Source organism: Microbacterium gallinarum, assembly GCF_014837165.1.
GTDB lineage: Bacteria > Actinomycetota > Actinomycetes > Actinomycetales > Microbacteriaceae > Microbacterium > Microbacterium gallinarum.
In genome coordinates this window covers 10,055-32,266 of sequence record NZ_JACSPM010000005.1, presented here as the reverse complement: position 1 = coordinate 32,266, position 22,212 = coordinate 10,055, and the positions used below count along the sequence as shown (strand labels likewise).

13 protein-coding genes are annotated in these 22,212 nt (G+C 71.8%); 12 read left to right on the top strand and 1 reads right to left on the bottom strand.

Annotated features, from left to right (window positions below; translation table 11 throughout):
• Positions 1-27 precede the first annotated feature (27 nt).
• Both rpoC and H9622_RS13625 read left to right on the top strand, forming a co-directional pair.
• Positions 28-3,918, top strand: coding sequence for a DNA-directed RNA polymerase subunit beta' (rpoC, locus tag H9622_RS13630; protein ID WP_191766969.1), 3,891 nt, complete (start codon positions 28-30; stop codon positions 3,916-3,918).
• Between the two features lie 221 nt (positions 3,919-4,139).
• Positions 4,140-4,757, top strand: coding sequence for a hypothetical protein (locus tag H9622_RS13625; protein WP_191766968.1), 618 nt, complete (start codon positions 4,140-4,142; stop codon positions 4,755-4,757).
• A 141-nt stretch (positions 4,758-4,898) separates the two neighbouring features.
• On the opposite strand, the gene H9622_RS13620 is transcribed toward H9622_RS13625, so the two are convergent.
• Positions 4,899-5,495 (bottom strand): hypothetical protein, encoded by a 597-nt coding sequence (locus H9622_RS13620; protein ID WP_191766967.1) that lies wholly within the window; start codon positions 5,493-5,495, stop codon positions 4,899-4,901.
• 170 nt (positions 5,496-5,665) lie between these two features.
• On the opposite strand from H9622_RS13620, the gene H9622_RS13615 reads away from it, so the two are divergent.
• The 10 genes from H9622_RS13615 to H9622_RS13570 all read left to right on the top strand — a co-directional run bounded on the left by H9622_RS13615 (position 5,666) and on the right by H9622_RS13570 (position 22,189).
• The gene (locus H9622_RS13615) at positions 5,666-6,601 is read left to right on the top strand and encodes an ABC transporter (RefSeq protein WP_191766966.1); all 936 of its coding nucleotides are present in this window, start codon (positions 5,666-5,668) and stop codon (positions 6,599-6,601) included.
• Positions 6,602-7,087: a voltage-gated chloride channel family protein gene (locus H9622_RS13610; protein WP_191766965.1), complete on the top strand. Its 486-nt coding sequence runs from the start codon at positions 6,602-6,604 to the stop codon at positions 7,085-7,087.
• A 61-nt stretch (positions 7,088-7,148) separates the two neighbouring features.
• Positions 7,149-7,805, top strand: coding sequence for a spermidine/putrescine ABC transporter substrate-binding protein (locus tag H9622_RS13605; protein ID WP_191766964.1), 657 nt, complete (start codon positions 7,149-7,151; stop codon positions 7,803-7,805).
• Positions 7,806-7,942: 137 nt separating this feature from the next.
• Positions 7,943-9,079 (top strand): serine/threonine-protein kinase, encoded by a 1,137-nt coding sequence (locus tag H9622_RS13600; protein ID WP_191766963.1) that lies wholly within the window; start codon positions 7,943-7,945, stop codon positions 9,077-9,079.
• Positions 9,079-15,027, top strand: coding sequence for an Ig-like domain-containing protein (locus H9622_RS13595; RefSeq protein WP_191766962.1), 5,949 nt, complete (start codon positions 9,079-9,081; stop codon positions 15,025-15,027). The genes H9622_RS13600 and H9622_RS13595 overlap by 1 nt, the downstream gene beginning before the upstream one ends.
• A 35-nt stretch (positions 15,028-15,062) precedes the next feature.
• Positions 15,063-16,028 (top strand): AAA family ATPase, encoded by a 966-nt coding sequence (locus H9622_RS13590; protein WP_191766961.1) that lies wholly within the window; start codon positions 15,063-15,065, stop codon positions 16,026-16,028.
• Complete coding sequence (locus H9622_RS13585; protein WP_191766960.1) at positions 16,025-17,398, top strand: DUF58 domain-containing protein; 1,374 nt, start codon at positions 16,025-16,027, stop codon at positions 17,396-17,398. The genes H9622_RS13590 and H9622_RS13585 overlap by 4 nt, the downstream gene beginning before the upstream one ends.
• On the top strand, positions 17,395-19,914 hold the full coding sequence (locus tag H9622_RS13580; RefSeq protein ID WP_191766959.1) for a transglutaminase-like domain-containing protein: 2,520 nt from the start codon (positions 17,395-17,397) through the stop codon (positions 19,912-19,914). The genes H9622_RS13585 and H9622_RS13580 overlap by 4 nt, the downstream gene beginning before the upstream one ends.
• The gene (locus H9622_RS16030) at positions 19,911-21,401 is read left to right on the top strand and encodes a DUF5684 domain-containing protein (protein ID WP_191766958.1); all 1,491 of its coding nucleotides are present in this window, start codon (positions 19,911-19,913) and stop codon (positions 21,399-21,401) included. Before H9622_RS13580 ends, H9622_RS16030 begins: the two co-directional genes overlap by 4 nt.
• On the top strand, positions 21,398-22,189 hold the full coding sequence (locus H9622_RS13570) for a hypothetical protein (protein WP_191766957.1): 792 nt from the start codon (positions 21,398-21,400) through the stop codon (positions 22,187-22,189). Before H9622_RS16030 ends, H9622_RS13570 begins: the two co-directional genes overlap by 4 nt.
• Positions 22,190-22,212: the final 23 nt, after the last annotated feature.

Here is a 22,212-nt window from a genome sequence, read left to right as displayed (position 1 = left end):
ATTCCGACACAGGAGAACTGAGAACTAGTGCTCGAATCAACAACTTTCGATCAGCTTCGCATCGGCCTGGCCACTGCCGACGACATCCGTCGTTGGTCGTTCGGTGAGGTCAAGAAGCCCGAAACCATCAACTACCGCACGCTGAAGCCGGAGAAGGACGGTCTCTTCGGAGAGCAGATCTTCGGACCCTCGCGTGACTGGGAGTGCGCGTGCGGCAAGTACAAGCGCGTGCGCTTCAAGGGCATCGTCTGCGAGCGTTGCGGCGTCGAGGTCACCAAGTCCTCGGTCCGCCGCGAGCGCATGGGCCACATCGAGCTCGCCGCGCCCGTCACCCACATCTGGTACTTCAAGGGCGTCCCGTCGCGTCTGGGCTACCTGCTCGACATGGCGCCGAAGGACCTCGAGAAGGTCATCTACTTCGCCGCGTACATGGTGATCTCCGTCGACGAGGAGGCGCGCCACCGCGACCTCCCGACGCAGGAGAACAACATCCGTCTCGAGCTGAAGACGCTGGCCGACCGCCGCGACTCGCGCATCGCGACCCGCCTCCAGAAGCTGGAGGAGGAGCTCGCCGCGCTCGAGGAGGAAGGTGCCAAGGCCGACCAGAAGAAGAAGGTCAAGGACGCCGCCGAGAAGGAGATGGCCTCGATCCGCAAGAACGCGGACGACCAGATCGCCCGTCTCGAGCGCGTGTGGGAGGACTTCCGCACGCTCGAGGTCGGCGCGCTCAAGGGCGAGGACGAGATCTTCCACGAGCTGCAGGACCGCTTCGGTCAGTACTTCGAGGCCCACATGGGCGCCGAGTCGATCAAGCGCCGCCTCGAGGCCTTCGACCTGGCAGCCGAGTCCGAGAACCTGCACCTGCAGATCTCGGAGGGCAAGGGTCAGCGCAAGATCCGTGCGATCAAGCGTCTCAAGGTCGTCAACTCGTTCCTGCAGACCGGCATGAGCCCGGCCTCGATGGTGCTCGACGTCGTCCCGGTGATCCCGCCGGAGCTGCGCCCGATGGTGCAGCTGGACGGTGGCCGCTTCGCGACCTCCGACCTCAACGACCTCTACCGTCGCGTGATCAACCGCAACAACCGCCTCCGTCGCCTGATCGACCTCGGTGCCCCCGAGATCATCGTCAACAACGAGAAGCGGATGCTGCAGGAGGCCGTCGACGCGCTGTTCGACAACGGCCGCCGCGGTCGTCCCGTCACGGGCACCGGCAACCGCGCCCTCAAGTCCCTGAGCGACATGCTCAAGGGAAAGCAGGGCCGGTTCCGCCAGAACCTGCTCGGCAAGCGCGTGGACTACTCGGGTCGTTCGGTCATCATCGTCGGCCCGCAGCTCAAGCTCCACCAGTGCGGTCTGCCCAAGCAGATGGCGCTCGAGCTGTTCAAGCCGTTCGTGATCAAGCGCCTGATCGACCTCGGTCACTCGCAGAACATCAAGGCGGCCAAGCGCGCCGTCGAGCGCACGCGTCCCGAGGTGTGGGACGTGCTCGAGGAGATCATCCGCGAGCGCCCCGTGCTGCTCAACCGCGCGCCCACGCTGCACCGTCTCGGCATCCAGGCCTTCGAGCCGCAGCTGGTCGAGGGCAAGGCCATCCAGCTGCACCCGCTCGTCTGCGCGGCGTTCAACGCCGACTTCGACGGTGACCAGATGGCTGTGCACCTGCCGCTGTCGGTCGAGGCCCAGGCCGAGGCACGCATCCTGATGCTCGCCTCGAACAACATCCTCAAGCCGTCGGACGGCCGCCCGGTGACCCTGCCCTCGCAGGACATGATCATCGGCCTGCACCACCTGACCACGGTCAAGGAGGGCGCGAAGGGTGAGGGCCGCGTGTTCGGCTCGGTCGGCGAGGCGATCCTGGCAAAGGACGAGGGCAGCCTCGACCTTCAGGCCAAGGTCCGCATCCGCATCCCCGGCATGACGTTCCTCGAGTCCGAGGGCGAGACCGCCGAGAGCATCGCCGCATACGAGCGCAACGGCCTCGTCGAGACCTCGCTGGGTCAGGCGATCTTCAACGACACCCTCCCGAAGGGCTACCCGTTCGTCCGCGAGCAGGCAGACAAGGGCAAGCTGTCGCAGATCGTCAACAAGCTGGCCGAGGAGTACCCGAAGGTGGAGGTCGCTGCTTCGCTCGACCGCATCAAGGACGCCGGCTTCTACTGGGCCACCCGCTCGGGTGTCACCGTGGCGCTGAGCGACATCCTCACCCCGCCGAACAAGGGCGAGATCGTCGCCGGCTTCGAGAAGCAGGCCGCGAAGGTCCAGGCGCAGTTCGAGAAGGGTCTCACGACCGACGCCGAGCGTCGCCAGGAGCTCATCAAGATCTGGACCGAGGCGACCGACGCCGTCCAGAAGGCGATGCGCGACAACTTCCCGGAGGACAACACCATCAACCGCATGGTGTCGTCGGGTGCTCGTGGTAACTGGCTGCAGATCCGCAACATCGCGGGTATGCGAGGCCTGGTGAACAACCCCAAGGGTGAGATCATCCCCCGTCCGATCATCTCCTCGTACCGCGAGGGTCTGTCGGTGGCGGAGTACTTCATCGCGACGCACGGTGCCCGCAAGGGTCTGGCCGACACGGCCCTCCGTACGGCCGACTCGGGTTACCTCACGCGTCGTCTCGTGGACGTCTCGCAGGATGTCATCATCCGCGAGGAGGACTGCGGCACGACCAAGGGTCTCGAGCTGCCGATCGCGGCTGTGGGCTCGGACGGCACGCTGCTGCGTGACGCGAACGTCGAGAACTCGGTGTTCGCCCGCACGCTGGCCGCCGAGGTCGTCAGCCCCCAGGGCGAGGTCCTCGCCGAGGCGGGCGACGACGTGGGCGACGTGCTCATCGACAAGCTGGTCGCGGGTGGCGTCGAGTCCATCAAGGTGCGCTCGGTGCTCACGTGCGAGTCCGCCGTCGGCGTCTGCGCGAAGTGCTACGGCCGGTCGCTGGCCACCGGCAAGATCGTCGACATCGGCGAGGCGGTCGGCATCATCGCAGCCCAGTCGATCGGTGAGCCCGGCACCCAGCTGACGATGCGTACCTTCCACACCGGTGGTTCGGCGTCGGCGGACGACATCACGCAGGGTCTGCCCCGCGTGCAGGAGCTGTTCGAGGCGCGCACCCCGAAGGGTGCCTCCCCGATCGCCGAGTCGGACGGCCGCATCACGATCGACGAGACCGACAAGGCGAAGAAGGTCATCCTCACGCCCGACAACGGCGACGAGCCGCACGTCTACCCGGTCCTGAAGCGCGCGACGCTCCTGGTCGAGGACGGACAGCACGTCACGGTCGGTCAGCCGATCCTGGTGGGCACGCTCGACCCCAAGGAGGTCATGCGCGTCATGGGCGCCCGCGAGGTGCAGCGTTACCTCGTGAACGGCGTTCAGGGCGTGTACCGCTCGCAGGGTGTGCCGATCCACGACAAGCACATCGAGGTCATCGTCCGTCAGATGCTGCGCAAGGTCACCGTGGTCGACCACGGCGAGACCACGCTGCTCCCGGGTGAGCTGGTCGACTTCAAGCGCTACCAGAACATGAACCGCGAGGCCGTGGCCGAGGGCAAGCGCCCCGCGTCGGGTCGCCCGGAGCTCATGGGTATCACGAAGGCGTCGCTTGCGACGGAGTCGTGGCTGTCGGCCGCTTCGTTCCAGGAGACGACCCGCGTCCTGACGCAGGCCGCCATGGAGGGCAAGAGCGACCCGCTCCTCGGCCTCAAGGAGAACGTCATCATCGGAAAGCTCATCCCCGCCGGAACCGGACTTGCGAAGTACCGCAACGTCTCGGTCGAGGCGACGGAGGAGGCCAAGAGCGAGCGGTACCCCAACCGCATCTTCGCCTCGGACGGCGCCTACTCGGACGCCGACCTGAGCTACGTCGACTTCGACAGCTTCTCCACCGACGGCGACTTCAGCGGCAACTACAACTGAGTCGATGCGGATCAATGCGAGCGAAGCCCGCGTTGATGCGCGATCGACTCAGATCGAGTAGGCGCTCCAGCGCCGTATCGAGATCTAAACGCTGAGTGGTAGCGAAGGGCCCCGGTTCGCCGGGGCCCTTCGTCGTATCCGGGTGCTTTGACGCGCGCTGCGCGCCGCGCCGCGGCATCCGTCCCCCGCCGCTTACCGTGGACAGGGAGGTGGTGGGGGCCATGGCACGGGTGGGCGGACGCAATTCGTGGATCGCCGTGCCCGTCGGCCTCGTGTGCGCCGTGATCGTCGGCGCGCTCGTCTGGCTGTCGCTGCCGATGGTGCCGGTCACCGTGGCGTGGGCGGGTGACATGCTCCGCAACGCGACCACCCCGCGACCGCAGCCGACGGAGGCCGACACGCCCGCGCGCCAGGCGGCGGAGGGGAACCGCCTGGACTGCCGCACGCTCTACTCGGACAGCCTGTGGAACGAGATGACCTGGACCGGTCGCACGGTCCTGGATCAGGATCTCGACCCGCCGTCGACGACCGTGCCGACGCTCCTCGAGGTGCTCACGCCCGACGTGCGCGTGACGTGCCACTGGGCGGCGCCCGACGGCGGCACGGTCGTGTCGACGCTCGCGGCGGTCGACGAGGCGGCTCCGGCGCTCGCCGAGGCGGCGTTGCGCGGGCAGGGCTTCTCATGCGCCATGAGCGACGCGGGGCTCCACTGCGCAGGAGGCGCCGGGGGCGCGACGGAGACCCACGTCTTCCGCGACGGGCTGTGGCTGGCGAGCGTCGAGACGGCGTGGCATCCCGAGGACTACGGTGCCCGTTTGGAGCGCCAGGTCTTCGGCTGACCGGCGCAAGCCGGACACCCGAAGCGGTTGTCGAGTAGGCGCGAAGCGCCGTATCGAGACACGGCTGAGCGGCGCGAGCCGGATCCCCGAAGCGGTTGTCGCGCTGCCCGGAGCCCCGTCTCGAGACGCGGGCGAGCGGGGTCAGCCGAAGATGCTCGTCACGATCGCCGAGGTGTAGCCCGCGGGGGCGAGGTTCGAGAACTGCGTGTCGATGAGGATGCCGTCGCGCCAGAACAGCGTGCGGCCGTCGGTCACCGGATAGGTCTCGTTCTCCCACGTCTTCTCGCAGCGCGTGCCGCCGTCGGGGGTGTAGCAGGTGAAGTCCTCGTCGTCGGCGAGTCCGTTCAGGAGGTCGAGCGCCGGACCGCGGGAGACGTAGGTGATCGTCGTGACGAGGCTGGTCGTGTCGGCGGCCGGGTCGCGCCACACGCAGATCAGGCTCCCGTCGTTCTGGAGCCCGGACGGGCCGAAGGCAGGGTCGTTCAGCGGCACGTCGGCGAGCTCGGCGAGCACCGAGGCGTTGAGGATCGCGCGGCAGTCGTCGGGGATGTCGGCCTGCACGGTCGGCGTCGGGCTGGCGGTGACCGTCGGAATGGGCGTCGCCTCCGTCGTCTCGGCCTGCGAGGTCGGAGTCGGGCCGGCGCCGCCGGTCGCCTCGGCAGCGCAGGCGGAGAGCACTGCCACGGCGAGGACGAGGGATGCCGCTGCGGCGGCGAGCCGCGACGTTCGGTGGGCCATGCGCCCACCCTAGGTCGTCGTCCCGCGTGCGGCGGCCAGCACGCCGACCCGTCGCCGGCACCGGACCGTGGGAACAGTGCGGAATCGCGTCGGCATGGCTTCCAGGCGCGAGGCGCACCCCGGGCTACTCTCACTGTGCGGGATCGAACCCCGCGTGAGGAGTGCCTGCGATGAGTGACTCGAAGTCGACCTACGGAGAGCCGGTCGAAGAGCCCACGCCCGAGGGTGATGTCGTCGGCCGTGCGCACGAGGGGCTGGCGGAGGCGGAGGCCGCGCGTGCCGAATCCGCCGATCCCGGCGTGACCGCGCCGGCCACCGCGTCGTCGGACGCTCCCGTCGAGCCGGCCCCGGCGGCCGCACCGGCCGAGCCCGACCCGTGGGACTCCGCCGAGGCGGCGTCGTTGCAGTACGACCGCGCTCCCGCGCCGGCAGCCGACACCGCCGTCTACGACTCGAGCGCCGAGACGGTCGCGGTGGCCCCGGCGGTCACACCGAGCGAGCCGGTCGCCGACACGGTCGTCGCGTCTCCGGTGGCACCGCAGCCCATCTTCGTCCAGGCGCCCGAGGCTCCGCGTCCACGCGGCAACCGCGCCGCGGCGGGTGCGATCGGCCTCGTGGCCGCCCTCGCGTTCGCCGTGCTGTACTTCGCGGTGTGGCTCGCGCTCGCCGCCATCGCGGGCGAGCTGAACGTCGACGACATCGCCGGGCACGCGCTCGCAGCGCTGTCGTCATGGGTGCTGTGGGTGCCCGTCATCGTTTTCTTCTTCTCGTTCTGGCTGCTCGGCGCGATCATCAACCGCGGCCGCTGGGGCTCGTGGGTGATCTTCGGACTGCTCGTCGGCTTCGCCTCGTGGGGCGGCTACCTGCTGGGCCAGCTCTTCCAGGAGCAGTTCTGGAACATCACCGCCTCGCAGGGGGCGGAGCTCATGGAGCAGCACATCCTCGCACCGCTCGCCATCGCCGCCTTCATCATCGGTCGCGAGCTCACCATCTGGTTCGGCGCCTGGGCGGCCTCGCGCGGCAAGCGCGTGACCGAGCTCAACGTCGAGGCCCAGCGCGAGTACGAGCGCACCCTCGAGGCAGGGCCGCAGCTCGTCCGGCAGTAGATGTCCGCTGACCAGCAGCCGACGGGCGGACCGGTCCGCCCGGTCACGGCGCTCGTCTTCGCGACCGTCGGGTACATCGCGCTCCTGATCTTCGGGCTCGGGATGACCAGCCTGGCCACCGGACAGGACGTCATCGCCACGCCCGGCCTCGGTCAGGTCCCGGGCATCGTCGGCACCCTCGTGTCCACGGCGGCGTTCGCCGGAGCACTGTGGGCGACTGTGCGCCGTCGGCCGGCCTCGTTCGGAGGCGCGGCGTGGACCACGATCGCGTGCTTCGCAGGCTACGTGGGCGGGGTGTGGTTCGGCGCCCTCGCGACGGGCACCGATCTCGCGATCGCATCCGTGGTGGCGGGACGCATCGCCACGTCGTGGTTCGGGCTCGTCATCGGGGCTGCGGGATTCGTCGCCGGCTGGGCCGGCATCGCGCTCGTCCGCACGCGCGCACAGCGACCGCGCTGGCCGTGGGAGGACGAGTTCGACGAATGACGGGCCGCACGGGATCCGCGGAATCCCGGCACAGGCGGCCGTGCGGTACTACCGTGTATACGTGGAGCGCTCTCTCGAGACGCAGGTCAGCCAGGCGGTGGACGCCTGGCTGGCGTGGTTGCCTCGGTGGGAGCCCGCCACGCATCGCGGCCGGGTCGCTCCGTGCCGCCGCTGCTTCGGGTCGCCGGTGCTGTCGGCGGCGGGTCTCGGAGCCGACGTTCCGCACGGCGTGCAGCACGGCCTCTCGACGCGCATCAAGACGATCGTCGACCGCGCGGTGGCGGAGTACACCTCGCTGAACCTGCCGATGCTGCAGGCCGAGCTCGACCAGCAGGCGGCGCGCAATCGATCCCGCACCTATCGGCCGGCCGAGAACCTCGAGCCCGAGTACGAGGGCCTGCCGCTCGACCCCGACCCGGTACCCGGTGCGCCCTTCCTCTTCACGATCTCCGGACTGGCGGAGGAGGCGGATGCCCACATCCCGGCGCTGCCGCCGCTGAGCGACGAGGCGAAGGCCGCCCTGCGGCAGGAGGTCGGGCTCGCCGACGACTATGCCAACATGGTCGGCCGCGAGGTGTGCACGATCCTGCTGCACCATCGCCTGCGCATCCAGGCGGCGATCACCGAATACGTCGAGCCGCAGATAGAGGCGATGCTCGAGGAGCTGACGCGGTCGCTCGACGCGCCGTTCGACCCGCACGATCCGTCGACGGGCTGACACACGCAGAGACCGTCTGCAGTCCACAGCATCAGGGTGTGCACAGGCTCATGGAGACGACTTTGTTAGCATGGCCGAGTTTGCTGTGCGATCGGCACGCCGGCTCTTTCGGCGGCAGGAGAACCGAAGGAGGAGTCGTGGCCACCAGGCTCCCCTCCGCGCCTCCGATTCTGCCGGGACTCGCCTACATCCGCCCCCTCGGCTCGGGCGGCTTCGCCGACGTCTTCCTCTACGAGCAGGACATGCCGCGTCGCAACGTGGCCGTGAAGGTCCTGCCGAGCGACGTACGCGATCCCGACCTGCGCCGCATGTTCAACGCCGAGGCCGACGTGCTCGCGCACCTCTCGGCGCACCCCTCCATCGTGACCGTCTACCAGGCCGGGATCTCGGCAGACGGCCGGCCCTACATCGTGATGGAGTACTGCCCGGGGTCGCTGGCCCAGCGGTACCGCATCGAGCGGATCCCCGTCGACGAGGTGCTCGCGATCGGCGTGCGCATGGCCGGAGCCCTCGAGTCGGCGCACCGCGCCGGACTGGTGCACCGCGACGTCAAGCCGAGCAACATCCTCATCACGACGTTCGGCACGCCGGTGCTGGCCGACTTCGGCATCTCCTCGTCGCTGATCCAGAAGAGCGCCGACGAAGTCCTGGCCATGTCGATCCCGTGGAGCGCGCCCGAGGTCGTGGCCGAGCAGACTGCCGGCTCCATCGCCAGCGAGGTCTGGAGCCTGGGCGCCACGGTGTACTCCCTGCTCGCCGGGCACAGTCCGTTCGAGCGGCGTGAGCGCGGCCAGAACACGAAGGACCTGCTCCGCCGTCGGATCGCACGCGCGAGCTACACCGAGATCGCGCGCGCAGACGTGCCGGCGTCGCTGCAGACGGTGCTGTCGACCGCCATGAACCGCGACCCTGCACGCCGACACGCCTCGGCGCGCGCCTTCGCCGAGGCGCTCCGCGAGGTGCAGGTGGAGCTCGGACTGTCGCCGACCTCGCTCGAGATCCCCGAGGAGGAGTGGGCGCCCGCATCCGCCGGTGTCGACTTCACCGATTCCGCACTGCGCGGTCCCGCGCGGTCGCACCTGGAGCGCGACTCGACACGCAAGCGCCGCGCCACGACCGGGGTCTCGGGGCTCGCCCGCGACGAGGACACCGAGTTTTCGGCGCCCGGGCCCGCGCGTCGCAGCGCCGTGCCGTGGATCGTCGGCGGAGTGGTCGGACTCACCGTGGCGGGTGCCGCCGTGCTCGTCGCGATGTTCGCGACGGGGGTGCTGTGATGCGCCGCCGCACGGTCGCCGGCCTGGTCGCCTCGGCCTCGGTCGCCGCCGTGGTCATCGGGGCGAGCGTGATCTGGCCGGGGCTCGATGCGCAGGAGACCCCCGACGTCGACACCGCCGTGTGGGCACTGCAGACGGGCGACGGGCGCCAGTACGCCCGCGTGAACACCTCCGTGCGCGAGCTCGACACCGTGCGCGGGATCAGCAACCCCGACCGCGTGGTGCAGAGCGGCGATGCCGCCTACATCTTCAGCGACAGCCTCAGCAAGGTCACTCGCATCGACGAGTCGCTGCCGACCGATCTCGACGACGAGGCCCTGCGCGCATCGGCGTCCACCCCTGCCGGCACGACCGAGGTGGCGACCGCGGGCGACTTCGTCGCCTACCGCACCGACGCCGGCGTGGTGTTCGCGGGACTGCTGTCCGCGGGAGACCCGGCCCGGCTCGACCCCTTCCCCTCGGAGGACGAGGACGCGCCGCCGTACAGTGCGGACGCGATCGCCGTCGACGACCGAGGCATCCTCTTCGCCTACTCGCGCGAGGACGCCTCCGTCCTGCGCTACGACATCGAGGCCGGCGAGGTGGCGGGCCGTGACCCGATCGAAACGGACGAGATCGCCGCACCGGCCATCACCGCGGCCGGCGACCTGTGGGCGGTGGTCGACACCGAGAGCGGCGACGTGTGGCTGCGCGGCGCGGATGGCCCGACACAGACCGTGGCGAGTGCCGGTCTCGTCGTGGGCGAGCCCGATCCCGCCGGTCAGAGCGTCTATCTGGCCGACGACTCCGTGCTGGTGCGCGTGCCTGCCGACGGCGCGGCCCCGGAGACCGAGGCCGGCGAGCCGGACGCGCCCCGCGGCGTTCCGGCGCGGCCGATCGTGCAGGACGGCATCGTCTACGCCGCGTGGCTCGGGGTGGGAGCCGAGGGCGGGTCCCTGTGGAGCTCGGACAGCGGGGCCACCGGGCTCGACTACGGAACTGGAGAGCTCGCCGACGAACGGCGGCCGACGTTCGTCGCGAGCGACCGCGCCGTCATCCTCAACGACACCCGATCGGGCTGGGCCTGGACCATCCCCGACGGCCGGCTCATCGAGTCCAGCCAGGACTGGTCGCTCGACGATCGCACCGAGTCCGACGCCGTGCCCAGCGACGATCAGCTGACGGTCGTCATCGACCCGAAGCCGCCGATCGCCGAGCCCGATGCCTTCGGCGTGCGCCCGGGGAGCCTCACCTCGCTGCCGGTGCTGATGAACGACCACGACCCGAACGAGGACGTCCTGAGCATCGACCCCGCGTCGTTGTCGAGCCTCGATCCCGCCTTCGGCACGGTGTCCATCACAGACAACGGGCAGCGGTTGGCGGTGCGGACCACGCCGGAGGCGACCGGCTCGGCGACGTTCTCGTACGCGGTGACCGACGGCACCGCCACATCCGGCCTCTTCTCCGACACGACGACCGTCACGCTGACGGCGGCCGCGGCATCCGTCAACACCGCTCCGCAGTGGTGCGGCGTCGAACGGTGCCTCGTCGAATGGCCCGAGCCCGAGGTGGCGCGCGGCGGCACCGTCACCGTGCCCGTGCTGCCCGGCTGGGTCGACCCCGAGGGCGACCCGCTCCTCCTGCTGTCGGTCGAGAACACCGGCGCGGTGGGCAGCGTGGCCGCGACGCCGTCGGGCGACGTCGTCTATCAGCACAGCGACGACGGCAGCGGGGCGGAGCAGCAGGTCGAGCTCGTCGTCACGATCGCCGACACCGAAGGGGCGACCACCCGGAAGTCCCTCGTCGTCACGGTGTCGCCCGAGCCGCTGCTCGAAGTGCAGTCCTTCGCGGTCGTCGACACAGTCGACACCGCGCTGACCGTCGACATCGCGCCGCACGTGACGGGCACGGCCGGCCTGCTCCGGCTCGACTCGGTGCGCGTGCTCGACGACGCGGCGGCCACGGCCACGGCGGTCGACGGCACGACCGAGTTCGACTTCTCGGCGAAGGAACCCGGCACGTTCCGCGTCGACTTCACCGTCACCGACGGCACGAGCGAAGTGACCGGGACGGCCCGCATCACGCTGCTGGCGGCGGATGCCCCGGCCGATCTGGCGACGTCGCCCGTGGTCGCCTTCGTCCGCCCCCAGCAGGATGCGACGCTCGACGTCTTCGCGGCGGTCTCCAACCCCACGCGACGCGTGCTGCTGCTCAGCGATGTCGTCGCGGATGCCGAGGAAGGCGCCTCCCTGACCGTCGACACCGTCGGTCAGAGCAACCTCCGCGTGTCGGGCACGACGGCGACGGGCCAGCCGGGCCGCCTCGGCACGGTGAGCTACGTCGTGAGCGACGGCACCGAGGACGCCGGCTCACGGGTGGTGGGCGAGGCGACCGTCTACCTGCTTCCGCTCGCCCCCGAGCTCGCGCCCATCGCCGTCGACGACACCGTCGTCGTGCGGGCGGGCGCCCAGATCGACATCCCCGTCCTGGAGAACGACATCTCGCCCGCGGGCGGACGCCCCACGCTGAACCCGGCGTCCGTGGTCTCATCGACCGACGATGCGCTCGCGTTCGCCTCCGGCGACCTGCTGCGCTACCTCGCGCCCGACGAGCCGGGCGAGTATGCGGTCGACTACCGGGTCTTCACGACCGGCGCTCCGGCGCTCGCCGATGATGCGGTCGTGCGCATCCGCGTGCTCGAAGACGAGGTGAACCGGGCGCCCGTTCCCGACAGGCTCGAGGGCCGCGTGCTGAGCGGGGCGTCGGCACTCATCGAGTTCGACGGTTTCGGCATGGACCCCGACGGCGATGTCGTCATGCTGGACCGCATCGTCACGCAGCCGGAGCGCGGCGCGGCGACGATCTCGGCGGACGGCAAGTCGATCGTCTACTCGAGCGTCGCCGGCGACAAGGGCCAGGTGACGTTCCGCTACCGCGTGGTCGACGCTTTCGGGGACACCGGCGAGGCCAGAGTGCGCATCGGCGTGCTGGACGCCGAATCGAACCCCAGCCCCGTGACCTTCACCGACTACGTCCAGGTGCAGGCGGGCGAGGGCAACACCATCCGGGTCAGCCCGCTGGCCAACGACGTCGACCCGACGCTCGGCACGCTCTCGATCACCGCTGTGCGTCCCGACCTTCCGGAGACTCTCCTGGACGGCACCGACAACCCCGAGTTCGACCGGCTCGAGGATCGAGTGCGACGCACCGACGGCTCGACCGTCGTCATCGAGGCCGGTGAGGAGCCGACGACGATGTCGTTCCTCTACGACGTCGAATCGAGCTCCGGAAACACCGGTCGAGGTCTGATCGTGGTCAAGGTCGTCCGCGAGAACGTGCCCGACTACCCCGTCGTCACCGACACGATCCTCACCGCCGAGACGCGCGAGGACTTCCCCGACGGCGTCGACGTGCTGGACGAGAAGGCCACCTGGTCGGGCGGTGACGTCTCGGACCTTGAGGTGTCGCTGTGGGGCGACCCGCCCGGCATCGACGTCGACGGCTGGGACATCAGCGGTGCGCTGCCCGCGAGGACCCGGCTGATCCCGTTCGCCGTGACCGGCGAGGGCGTCAACGGCCCGGTGACCACGTACGCGTTCCTGCGTGTGCCGGGCGACGACGACCTGGCGCTCTCGATCCGCTCCGGGGCCGCGTCGCCGGAGGTGACCGAGCTTGAGTCGGTGACGTTCGACATGGCCGACCTGGTGGCCAAGCCCCGCGGCACCACGCTCGAGGTCGGCCGCGACGTGCGCGCGTCGGGCGCCCGAGCGGAAGCAGCGTGTGTGGCCGAGAGCGGCACGAGCGTGCGGTACGACTCCGGCCCCGGCGGTCCGTGGGCGGACTCGTGCCAGGTGCCGGTCAGGCTCGAGGGCCAGGACGACTGGACCTACCTCTCCGTGCCCATCGTCGTGAACGCACTCGACCCGCAGCCGGTGCTCAGGGCCGGTTCGATGACCGTCGGACCCGGCGAGACCTCGACGTTCGACCTGCGCGACATGACCTCCTGGCAGCTGCGTCAGGACTGGGAGGGCATCCGGTACGACCTGGACTACCCGGGCTCGACATTCGACGTGTCGCTCGAGGGATCGATCGTCACGGTGACCGGAAGCGACACCGCGGTTCCCGGCTCGGAGGAGGCGGCGATCGTGTCGGTGACGAGCCACGAGGAGGTGGCCCCGGTGCGGCTCATCCTGCGCGTCGGCGCGGCCCCCTCGACGCTCCCGCAGGGCGGTTCGACCACTCAGCAGTGCTCGCAGGCGAGCGGCTCCTCGTGCACCATCTCGGTGGTCGGCGTCGGCGGCGAGGTCAACCCGCTGCCGCGCACTCCGCTCGAGGTCGTCGACGTGCGAGCGACCGGCGCCTGCGTCGGCGTGACGTTCCAGGTCGCGTCCGCGACGTCCGTCGCGGCGTCGTGGACCGGCGACGCCCCCGGTGCCACCTGCTCGGCGACGTTCTCCGTGCGCGACGCGCAGAACCGCACAACGAGCGGTGAGCGCGACGGCCGGCTGCTCCTCGATCTGCTCGGCTACCCGAAAGCGCCGGCGAGCGTGGTGCAGACCGCCTACGCTGACCAGACGGTGACGCTCCGGGTCGACCCGGGTGAGTCCCGCCTCGCGTACCCGGCCCTGTCGGGGTTCGTCATCCGCTGGAACGGGCAGAAGGTCAGCGACTGCACCGCCGACGGCGTCTGCACGGCCATCACCGCCCCCAACGGCGAAGAGCGCACATACGAGGCGGTCGCGGTCAACGGCGTGGGCGAGTCGCGCACCGGCGTGCGCACCGTCGCGTGGGCCTATGACACCCCGGCCGCGCCGACGCGGATCACCTGGGCGCCGGTCGCGACGGCGACGGGGGAGGGTGGCATCATCTCGCTGCTCATCGAAGGTGTGGATGCCGCGGAGACGGGCACTCTCGAGATCGTGAGCGCCGTCGGCGAGACGCAGCGCGTCGCGGTCGGCCGCAACGACGTCACCGTGCGGGTGCCGAGCTTCCGCGTCGGGTCGAATGCGGCGAACCCCGTCACGATCACGCCGCTGTCGCGCTTCGCGCTCCCGCCCGGGCTCGGCGGACAGCCCAACGGCACGACGACGACGATCACGGCGAACGGCGTCGGCGCCCCGCTCAACGTCACGCTGTCGCTGGTCTCGCGGTCGACGGGCGACGGACTGTCGACCATCGACGCCGTCGCGACCGCCCAGCCGAACGGCACGGGCTCGCAGCTGCGCTTCGGTATCGTCCCCTATGACGAGCGGGGCTCCTGCACCCCGGTCGCAGGCGGCGACCGCGCCTCGTTCCCCGGTATGGAGGACGGCCGCGACTACCGCTACTACGTGTGCGTGGAGTCCTGGTACGACGGCGCTTCGTTCGGCTCGGCGTCCGCCGACGCGACGGTGCGCGCCCAGCAGTCCGGGGCGGCGCCCCAGGGCTACACCTTCCGCGTCGCGCCCGACCCCGTGATCGAGGGCCAGGCCGCCCGCTGGCGGATCGTCGACGACCCCGCTCCGGGCCAGGCCCCGCCGCGGTTCAACGTGGTGGTGTACGAGGGCTGGGGCCCGGGCACGTCGGTGTACGACCGCGATCCCGGCATCCGCGTGTTCTTCCGTCACCGGATCTGGGGCACCGAGTCGGACCGCGGGCCCGTGGTGCCCGCGCCGGGCAGTGCGCCGTACCAGGTGCAGGCGCGCTGGGACGTCGGGTCCTGCGTGGCGGGCGCGCCCCTGTCGCCGACGAGCTCGTCGAGCAACGGCGAAGCCGGCATCGCGTGGTCCGACGCCGGCGCGGTCTTCTACGATGCGGCGGGAGCGGCTCTGCCGTACACCGCGGGCACCTGGACCGTGCCCGCGGGAGCGACGCGCGTGGAGGGCCTCCAGGTGACGGTCTCGTGGGCGGCCGCCTGGAACCTCGCGCCCGCGTCGCAGACCCTCGGCGCCACCTGCGATCCCGGCACGCCTCCGGAGCCCGCGCCGTGACCCCTTCGACCCAGCCAGATGAACGAGGACGACACATGACGATCACGCAGGAGCAGGCGACCTGGTTCGCCCAGACGTTCGGGCAGCTCGCCGACAACGTGGAGCGCGCCGTGCTCGGCAAGCGCCACACGGTCGAGCTCGTCCTGACCGCCATGCTCAGCGAGGGTCACGTGCTGCTCGAGGACGTCCCCGGCACGGGCAAGACGTCGCTCGCGCGGGCGATGGGGCAGTCGGTGCAGGGGACGAACACGCGCATCCAGTTCACGCCCGACCTGCTGCCCGGCGACATCACCGGCATCAGCGTGTACGACCAGAAGGAGGGCGTGTTCGAGTTCCACGCGGGCCCGATCTTCGCCAACATCGTGCTCGCCGACGAGATCAACCGCGCGAGCCCCAAGACGCAGTCGGCGCTGCTCGAGGTGATGGAGGAGGGCCGCGTGACGATCGACGGCGTCACCCGCCAGGTGGGTGTGCCGTTCCTCGTGCTGGCGACGCAGAACCCGGTGGAGCAGGCCGGAACCTACCGCCTGCCCGAGGCGCAGCTCGACCGCTTCATGATGCGCACCTCCCTCGGCTACCCCGACCACGCCGCCACCGTGCGCATCCTCGACGGCGCCGCGGTCGCGACGGCCGACCTCGCGCCGATCATCACCCCGCAGGCGCTCGTGGGCATGGCCGACCTCGCAGCCCAGGTCTACGTCGACGCCCTCGTGCTCGACTACATCGCCCGGCTCGTCGACAGCACCCGGTCGGCCGACGAGGTGCGGCTGGGTGTCAGCATCCGCGGCGCCCTCGCCCTCACGCGGGCCACCCGCACGCGCGCGGTGTCGCAGGGACGCACCTACGCGACGCCCGACGACGTCAAGGCGCTCGCCGTGCCCGTGCTCTCGCACCGTCTGATCCTCCACCCCGAGGCCGAGTTCGACGGCGTCACGCAGGAGGCCGTGATCGGCCAGGTTCTGCTCGACGTCGCACCGCCCAGTCGCCGCGAGGCCGTATGAGCCTGACCGAGTCCCGCCTCACCCGCACCTCCGTCTCGACGGGGTCGTCGGGCCGCACGACGGTCACCGCCACGTCGGTGGCGTCGGACGGCCGGTCGCGCGCCCTCGTGGGTGTCGTGGTGTGGTTCGTCGGCGCGTGGACAGCCCTCACCCGCGGGATCGCGGCGGCGGCCGGGTGGGCCGCGCGCACGATCCGGCCGGCCGGGGTGCTGGTCGTGCTCGCCGCGACGGCGGGACTCGCACTGGGCATCGTCTTCGGCTGGGTGGAGTGGATGGTGGCGGGCGCCGCCGCGCTCGTGCTGGTCGCGGCATCCGTCCCCTTCCTCTTCGGGGCACGCTCGTACGACGTCGACCTGTCGCTCACGCATGAGCGGGTCGTGGCCGGCGACGGCGTCACCGGCGAGATCGTCGTGCGCAACGACGGCCATCGCATCGCCCTGCCGGGTCGCCTCGACATCCCCGTCGGCGCGGGTCTCGTGGAGTTCGGCGTGCCGCTGCTGCGCCCCGGCCACACCGTCTCGCAGCCCCTCGACATCCCCGGCCTGCGTCGCGGCATCGTGACCGTCGGACCCGCGACGACCGTGCGCAGCGACCCCATCGGCCTGCTGCGCCGCGAGCACGCGTTCGAGGACGTGCACGACGTCTACGTGCACCCCCGCACGACCTCCCTCCCCTCCACGAGCGCCGGCCTGATCCGCGATCTCGAGGGCAGCCCGACCCGCCGGCTCGTCGACTCCGACATGTCGTTCCACGCGATCCGCGAGTATGCGCCCGGAGACTCCCGCCGCCAGATCCACTGGAAGTCGACCGCCAAGACCGGGCGGCTGATGGTGCGCCAGTACGAGGAGTCGCGGCGCTCGCGCATGGCGGTCGTGCTGGGCGTCGCCGAGCACGAGTACGCCGATCCCGACGAGTTCGAGCTGGCGGTCTCGTGCGCCGCCTCGCTCGGCCTGCGCGCGGTCCGCGACGCGCGCGACGTCGAGATCGTCACCGGGTCGGAGATCCCGCGCGTGGTCCGTGGTCGCCTGCGGGCGATCCGGCACATCCCGGCCGGCTCCCCGCGCCCCATGCTCGACGGGTTCAGCGGTGTGTCGACGCTCGAGAGCACCATGCCCATCGCCGACGTCTGCCGGCTCACCGCCGAGTCGGGCGACCGCCTGTCGATCGCCTTCGTCGTCGTCGGGTCCCGCATCACCCTCACGCGGCTGCAGCAGGCCGCCCTCGCCTTCTCGGCGGACACCAGCGTCGTCGCGGTGATCTGCGACGAGCGCGCGCATCCGCGGATGCAGCCGCTCTCGGCGCTGACCGTCCTCACCGTCGGCACCCTCGACGACCTGTCGGGTCTCCTTCTGCGCGGAGCGACGGCATGAGTGCGAATCGGGATGCCGCGACCGCGGCCGAGCGGCGACCGGTGCTCGTTCCGCGCATCGTCGTCGGGAGCCTGTTCGCCCTCGTGGTCGTCGGTGTGGCAGCGGCGGCCGCGTGGCCGATCTACCACTCGGCCGCGTTCGGGCTGCTGGTCGCCGTCGCGGTCTCGATCGCCGCCACGCTCGCGGCGGTGGCCGCACGACTGCGGTGGAGCGGCTGGATCGTCGCCGGCGCGCTGGCCGGCGCCTTCCTCGTCCTCGGCGTCCCGCTGGCGGTGCCGTCGCGTCTCGGCGGGCCGAACGACCTCCTGCGCGGGTTCAGCGACCTCGCGTCGGGGGCGCTGCTGGGCTGGAAGGACCTCGTCACCGTCGAGCTGCCCGTCGGCTCGTACCGCAACCTCCTCGTTCCGGCGCTGATCGTCTTCCTCGCGGGGACCTGCCTCCTGCTGCTGCTCGCGTGGCGCGAAGATCGCATCGCCTACCTGGCCGTCCCCGTCGCGCTCGGGATGGTCTCGTTCGGGCTGTTCTTCGGACGCACGACGGTGAGCGCCCCCCTCGAGATGGGGCCGGTCACGCTGTACGCCCCGGCCGAGACCGCACTCGGCGCGCTGAGCCTGCTGTCGTGCCTGCTGTGGCTGGCCTGGCGCACGCACGACGAGCGCCTTCGCGCGCTGCAGCGCGCCGCGGCGTCGAGCGGCGTCCGCATCTCGCGTCGCCCGTCGCGGGCCGACCGGCGGCGCACGGCGCTCGGCGCGGGGATGGTCGCGGCGGCGCTGGTGCTCGCCGTGGGCGTCGTGCCGTTCGCCGCGCGCGGAGCGGAACGCGAGGTGCTGCGCACCGCGGTCGGACCCGAGGTCGACCTCTCCGCAGCCGTGAGCCCGCTCGCCGAGTACCGCGCGCTGTTCGAGGACGACCGCGTGCAGCAGGTGCTCTTCACGGTGACCGCGGACGCCGCGACGCCGGAGCGCGTGCGGGTCGCCACCCTCGACACCTACGACGGCGAGGTGTTCCGCAGCGGTGGGGAGGGGGCGGCGGACGCCGGACGCTTCGTGCGCGTGCCCTCGTCGCTCGATGCCGGACCCGGCACGCCGGTCGAAGCCACGGTGGAGATCGAGACGCTGGGCGGGATCTGGATGCCGACCGCCGGGCGGCTGTCAGGCGTCGCGTTCGAGGGTCCGCGCGCCGCGTCGCTCGCCGACCGCTTCTACTACAACGCCGCCGCGTCCGCCGGCGTGCAGACGGCCGGCGGCGGGCTCGCTCCCGGCGACCGCTACACCGCCTACGGCGTCGACCCGGAGGTCCCCGCCCTGGCGGAGCTGGAGGCCCCGGGTGCGACCGCGGGCGACGTCGCCGCGCCGGACAGCCTGCGCGCGTGGGTCGAGAACCACGTCTCGGGCACCGGGGGCGCAGCTCTCGCAGACCTCGTCGCGCTGCTGCGGGAGCGCGGCTACCTCAGCCACGGTCTCAGGGGAGGTCCCGGCGAGCCGCTCCCGGTGTGGGCCGAGCAGCTGCCCGACTACACGTTCCAGCCGAGCGCGTCGGGGCACTCGCTCGCCCGCATCGACGCGATGTTCGACCGGCTGCTCGAGCGCGAGGACGACCCGCGCGCGCAGGCCTCCGGCAACTACGTCGCCGCCGTCGGCGACGACGAGCAGTTCGCCGTCGCCGTCGCGCTGATCGCCCGCGAACTCGGGTTCCCGTCGAGGGTCGTGCTCGGCGCCCGCATCGGCGAGCCCCAGCCGGGTCTCGCGTCGTGCGACGACGGCGTGTGCCGGGCGCGAGACCTGTCGGCCTGGACCGAGGTGCAGTCGGCCGAGGGGGACTGGGTGACGGTCGACGTCACCCCGCAATGGGCCGAGTCGCCCAGCCTCGACGTGACGGAGCAGCGCGACCCGGAGATCGTCACCGAGGTGCTGCCCGACACCGTGGAGGAGGTGCTGCCCCCCGATCCGCTCCAGGAGGACTCGGCCTCGGGCGATCCCGCCGCCGACGACGCCGGGCTCGACCTCGCGTGGCTGTGGCCGATCCTGCGCACCTCCGGCGTGGCGCTGCTGATCCTCGGGCTCGCGCTCGGGCCGTTCCTCGTCGTCATCGCGGCGAAGGCGGCGCGCCGACGCGGACGGCGCCGCGCATCCTCTCCCGCGGCCCGCATCGCCGGGGGCTGGGAGGAGTATGTGGACGCCGCCCTCGACGCCGGCTGCGAGGCGCCGCGCACGCACACCCGCCGGGAGCTCGCGAGCGACTTCGGCTCCGACACGGGGCTGCAACTCGCCGACACCGCCGATCGCGCCGTATTCTCGTCCGCAGATGAGACGGACGCCGACGCCGCGCAGTACTGGCGGGCGGTCGACGAGGAGCGTCGCCGCCTCGCGAAGGAGCGAGGGTTCTGGAGAGGGCTTGCCGTGACCGTATCGTTGAGATCGTTCGTCCGACACCTCGCACCCGCCCCGGGTGCCCGCACGCGTTTCGCCGAGAGGGGGAGGCGCCGGGTCGTCCAGCCCGCGCGCCCGATGCCATGAATGCCGAAGCATCCGCCACCGTCGCCGGGATCCTGATCTCGCTGCTCGCGGTCGCCGCCGTCTACGTCTGGACCGCGCTCGCGCTCTCCGCCGTGTTCCGCAAGTCGGGCGAGGAAACCTGGAAGGCGTGGGTTCCGGTCCTCAACGTGATCGTGCTGCTCCAGCTCGGGGGTCTCTCGCCCTGGCTCGTGCTGATGGCCCTCGTCCCGGTGCTGGGCGGCATCGCGCTGTGGGTCGTCGTCGTGATCGCCTGCTACCGCGTCAACGTCGCGTTCGGGCACGGCGTCGGGATGACCGTGCTCGCCGCGCTCCTCTTCCCGGTCTGGGCCACGGTCCTCGGATTCGGTTCGGCCCGCTGGGTCGGCGCCGAGCCCGCCGCGGGGGTGCGCCGCTCCACCGCGCACACCGACGCCCGGGTTCCCGGCTCCTCTCCGGCGGACGCCGGCGCGCCTCCGCCGCTGCCCGGCGCCGCGCCCGCCGGCAACGCATGGGCCCCCGCCGCGCCGGCCACGATGCGTCCCGCTCCGCCCGTACCACCTGTGCCGCCCGCTCCTGCAGCGGACACGCCCCGCACGGCACCCGCCTCCGCGGCCGCGGCCGCGGAGGAGCCGATCTCCTTCGTGCCGGTGACCGGCGCGTCTCGGCCCGTGCCCCCGGCATCCTTCGACTTCACCGAGCCCTCACACCCCGGCGCACCCCACCGACCGGCCGACCCGTCGCCGGTGCTCGACGAGGAGTCCGCACCCGCCCCCGCGTCGTCTGCGCGCGCCAACCAGAACTGGGGCGGCTTCGACCTCGGCGCCGTCGTCGAGCTGACCGGAGAGGTCACGGCGGCCGTCAGCGGCGCCCCGCACCCGATCGCCGCGGTCCCCGGCGTCGCCGCCGAACGTCCCGACGAGGAGTCCGACGTGCGTCCGGCGGTCACTCGGGTGCCCGCGGCGCAGCCGGCCCCCGATGTCGAGCCGTGGGCTCCGGCGCGGTCACCGCTGCCCGAGGGCGACGCCTTCCCGGAGGCATCCGGCGAGGTGTCCGCCGTGGTGGGTGCACCGGATGCCGGCACCCCGCGGTCGGCGCGCGCGTCGGTCTCGGCTCAGCATGTGCTGCCCGAGATCCCGGACGGCGTCGACGAGACCGTCATCGCGAACCGCCGGAAGGCGAAGTGGTCGATCGTGGTGCCCTCGGGCGGTCTGGTCGAGCTCACCGCCGACATCGTGCTCGTCGGTCGCCGACCGGCGCCGAGCACCGCGTATCCGGATGCGCAGCTCGTCGTGATCGATGACGGCACGGTGTCGAAGACGCACATGCGTCTGGAGCGCAACGGCGACGAGTGGTCGGTGACCGATCTGCACTCGACCAACGGCACGATCCTCATCGCGTCCGATGGCGCCGAGCGCGAGATCCCGCCCGGCGCCGCGCACCGTGCTCCGGCTCGGCTGCTGCTCGGCGACGCCGAACTGCGGCTGCTGGCCGACGATTCGAGCCGATGACGCCGGTCGACCCCGCGAACCCACCCGGTCCCGGGGCGGATCCCGCCCTGCCCGGCGACGATGACGCCGTCGACGAGGCGACGGTGATCGGCGCCCGCAGGCGGGCCGCCGCCGAGCCGGTCGACGAGGCGACGGTGATCTCCGCGCGACGCCGTGGCGCGCCGGACCCGGTCGGTGAGGAGACCGTGATGTCGGTGCGCCGTCGCGGCGAGTCCGACCCGGTCGACGACGCCACGGAGATCTCGGCGCGTCGGGGCGGTGCGCCGGAGCCCGATGACGAGACCGTGGTGTCGGTGCGCCGTCGCGGCGAGTCCGACCCCGATGGGCCGGACACGCCGGACGACACGATCCCCTCAGCTCGCGCCCGCGTCCCGGCCGAGCCTGCGGTCGCGGACGACGACACCGTGCTCTCGCGCCGGTCCGCCGCGGCGACCGACACCGCGCCGGAGGTCGAGGAGACCCTGCTGCGTCCGCTGGCCGCGTCGGGCGACGCCCGTCGTGGGCCGAGTGCCGTCGGCGCCGCGCCCGGCGCGCGGAACGCACGCGTCCCCGACGTCGACGCGCTCCGCGCCCCCGTCCCGCCGCGTCCGGTTCCCCCGGTGACCGCCGTCCGCGGGCCGGCGCCGGTGCGTCCTCCGGACGTCCAGCGCACGGGCCCCGTCCCGGATCATGAGAGTGTGGAGCGTGCGGCACGAGCCCGCGACCGACGGCGCATGCTCGTCGTCGTGCTCGCCGCGGCGGCCGTGGTGCTCGGATCTGCGGCTGCGCTCGTGCTCCTGCTGACCTGACGGCGACCGGTGACCTGAGGATG

Bases quoted from the DNA above. Each gene is read 5' to 3' on its own strand.
- H9622_RS16030 (WP_191766958.1), top strand. From the start codon at position 19,911: ATGAATGCCGAAGCATCCGCCACCGTCGCCGGGATCCTGATCTCGCTG.
- H9622_RS13620 (WP_191766967.1), bottom strand. From the start codon at position 5,495: ATGGCCCACCGAACGTCGCGGCTCGCCGCCGCAGCGGCATCCCTCGTC.
- H9622_RS13615 (WP_191766966.1), top strand. From the start codon at position 5,666: ATGAGTGACTCGAAGTCGACCTACGGAGAGCCGGTCGAAGAGCCCACG.
- H9622_RS13570 (WP_191766957.1), top strand. From the start codon at position 21,398: ATGACGCCGGTCGACCCCGCGAACCCACCCGGTCCCGGGGCGGATCCC.
- H9622_RS13585 (WP_191766960.1), top strand. From the start codon at position 16,025: ATGAGCCTGACCGAGTCCCGCCTCACCCGCACCTCCGTCTCGACGGGG.
- H9622_RS13610 (WP_191766965.1), top strand. From the start codon at position 6,602: ATGTCCGCTGACCAGCAGCCGACGGGCGGACCGGTCCGCCCGGTCACG.
- H9622_RS13580 (WP_191766959.1), top strand. From the start codon at position 17,395: ATGAGTGCGAATCGGGATGCCGCGACCGCGGCCGAGCGGCGACCGGTG.
- H9622_RS13595 (WP_191766962.1), top strand. From the start codon at position 9,079: ATGCGCCGCCGCACGGTCGCCGGCCTGGTCGCCTCGGCCTCGGTCGCC.
- H9622_RS13625 (WP_191766968.1), top strand. From the start codon at position 4,140: ATGGCACGGGTGGGCGGACGCAATTCGTGGATCGCCGTGCCCGTCGGC.
- H9622_RS13590 (WP_191766961.1), top strand. From the start codon at position 15,063: ATGACGATCACGCAGGAGCAGGCGACCTGGTTCGCCCAGACGTTCGGG.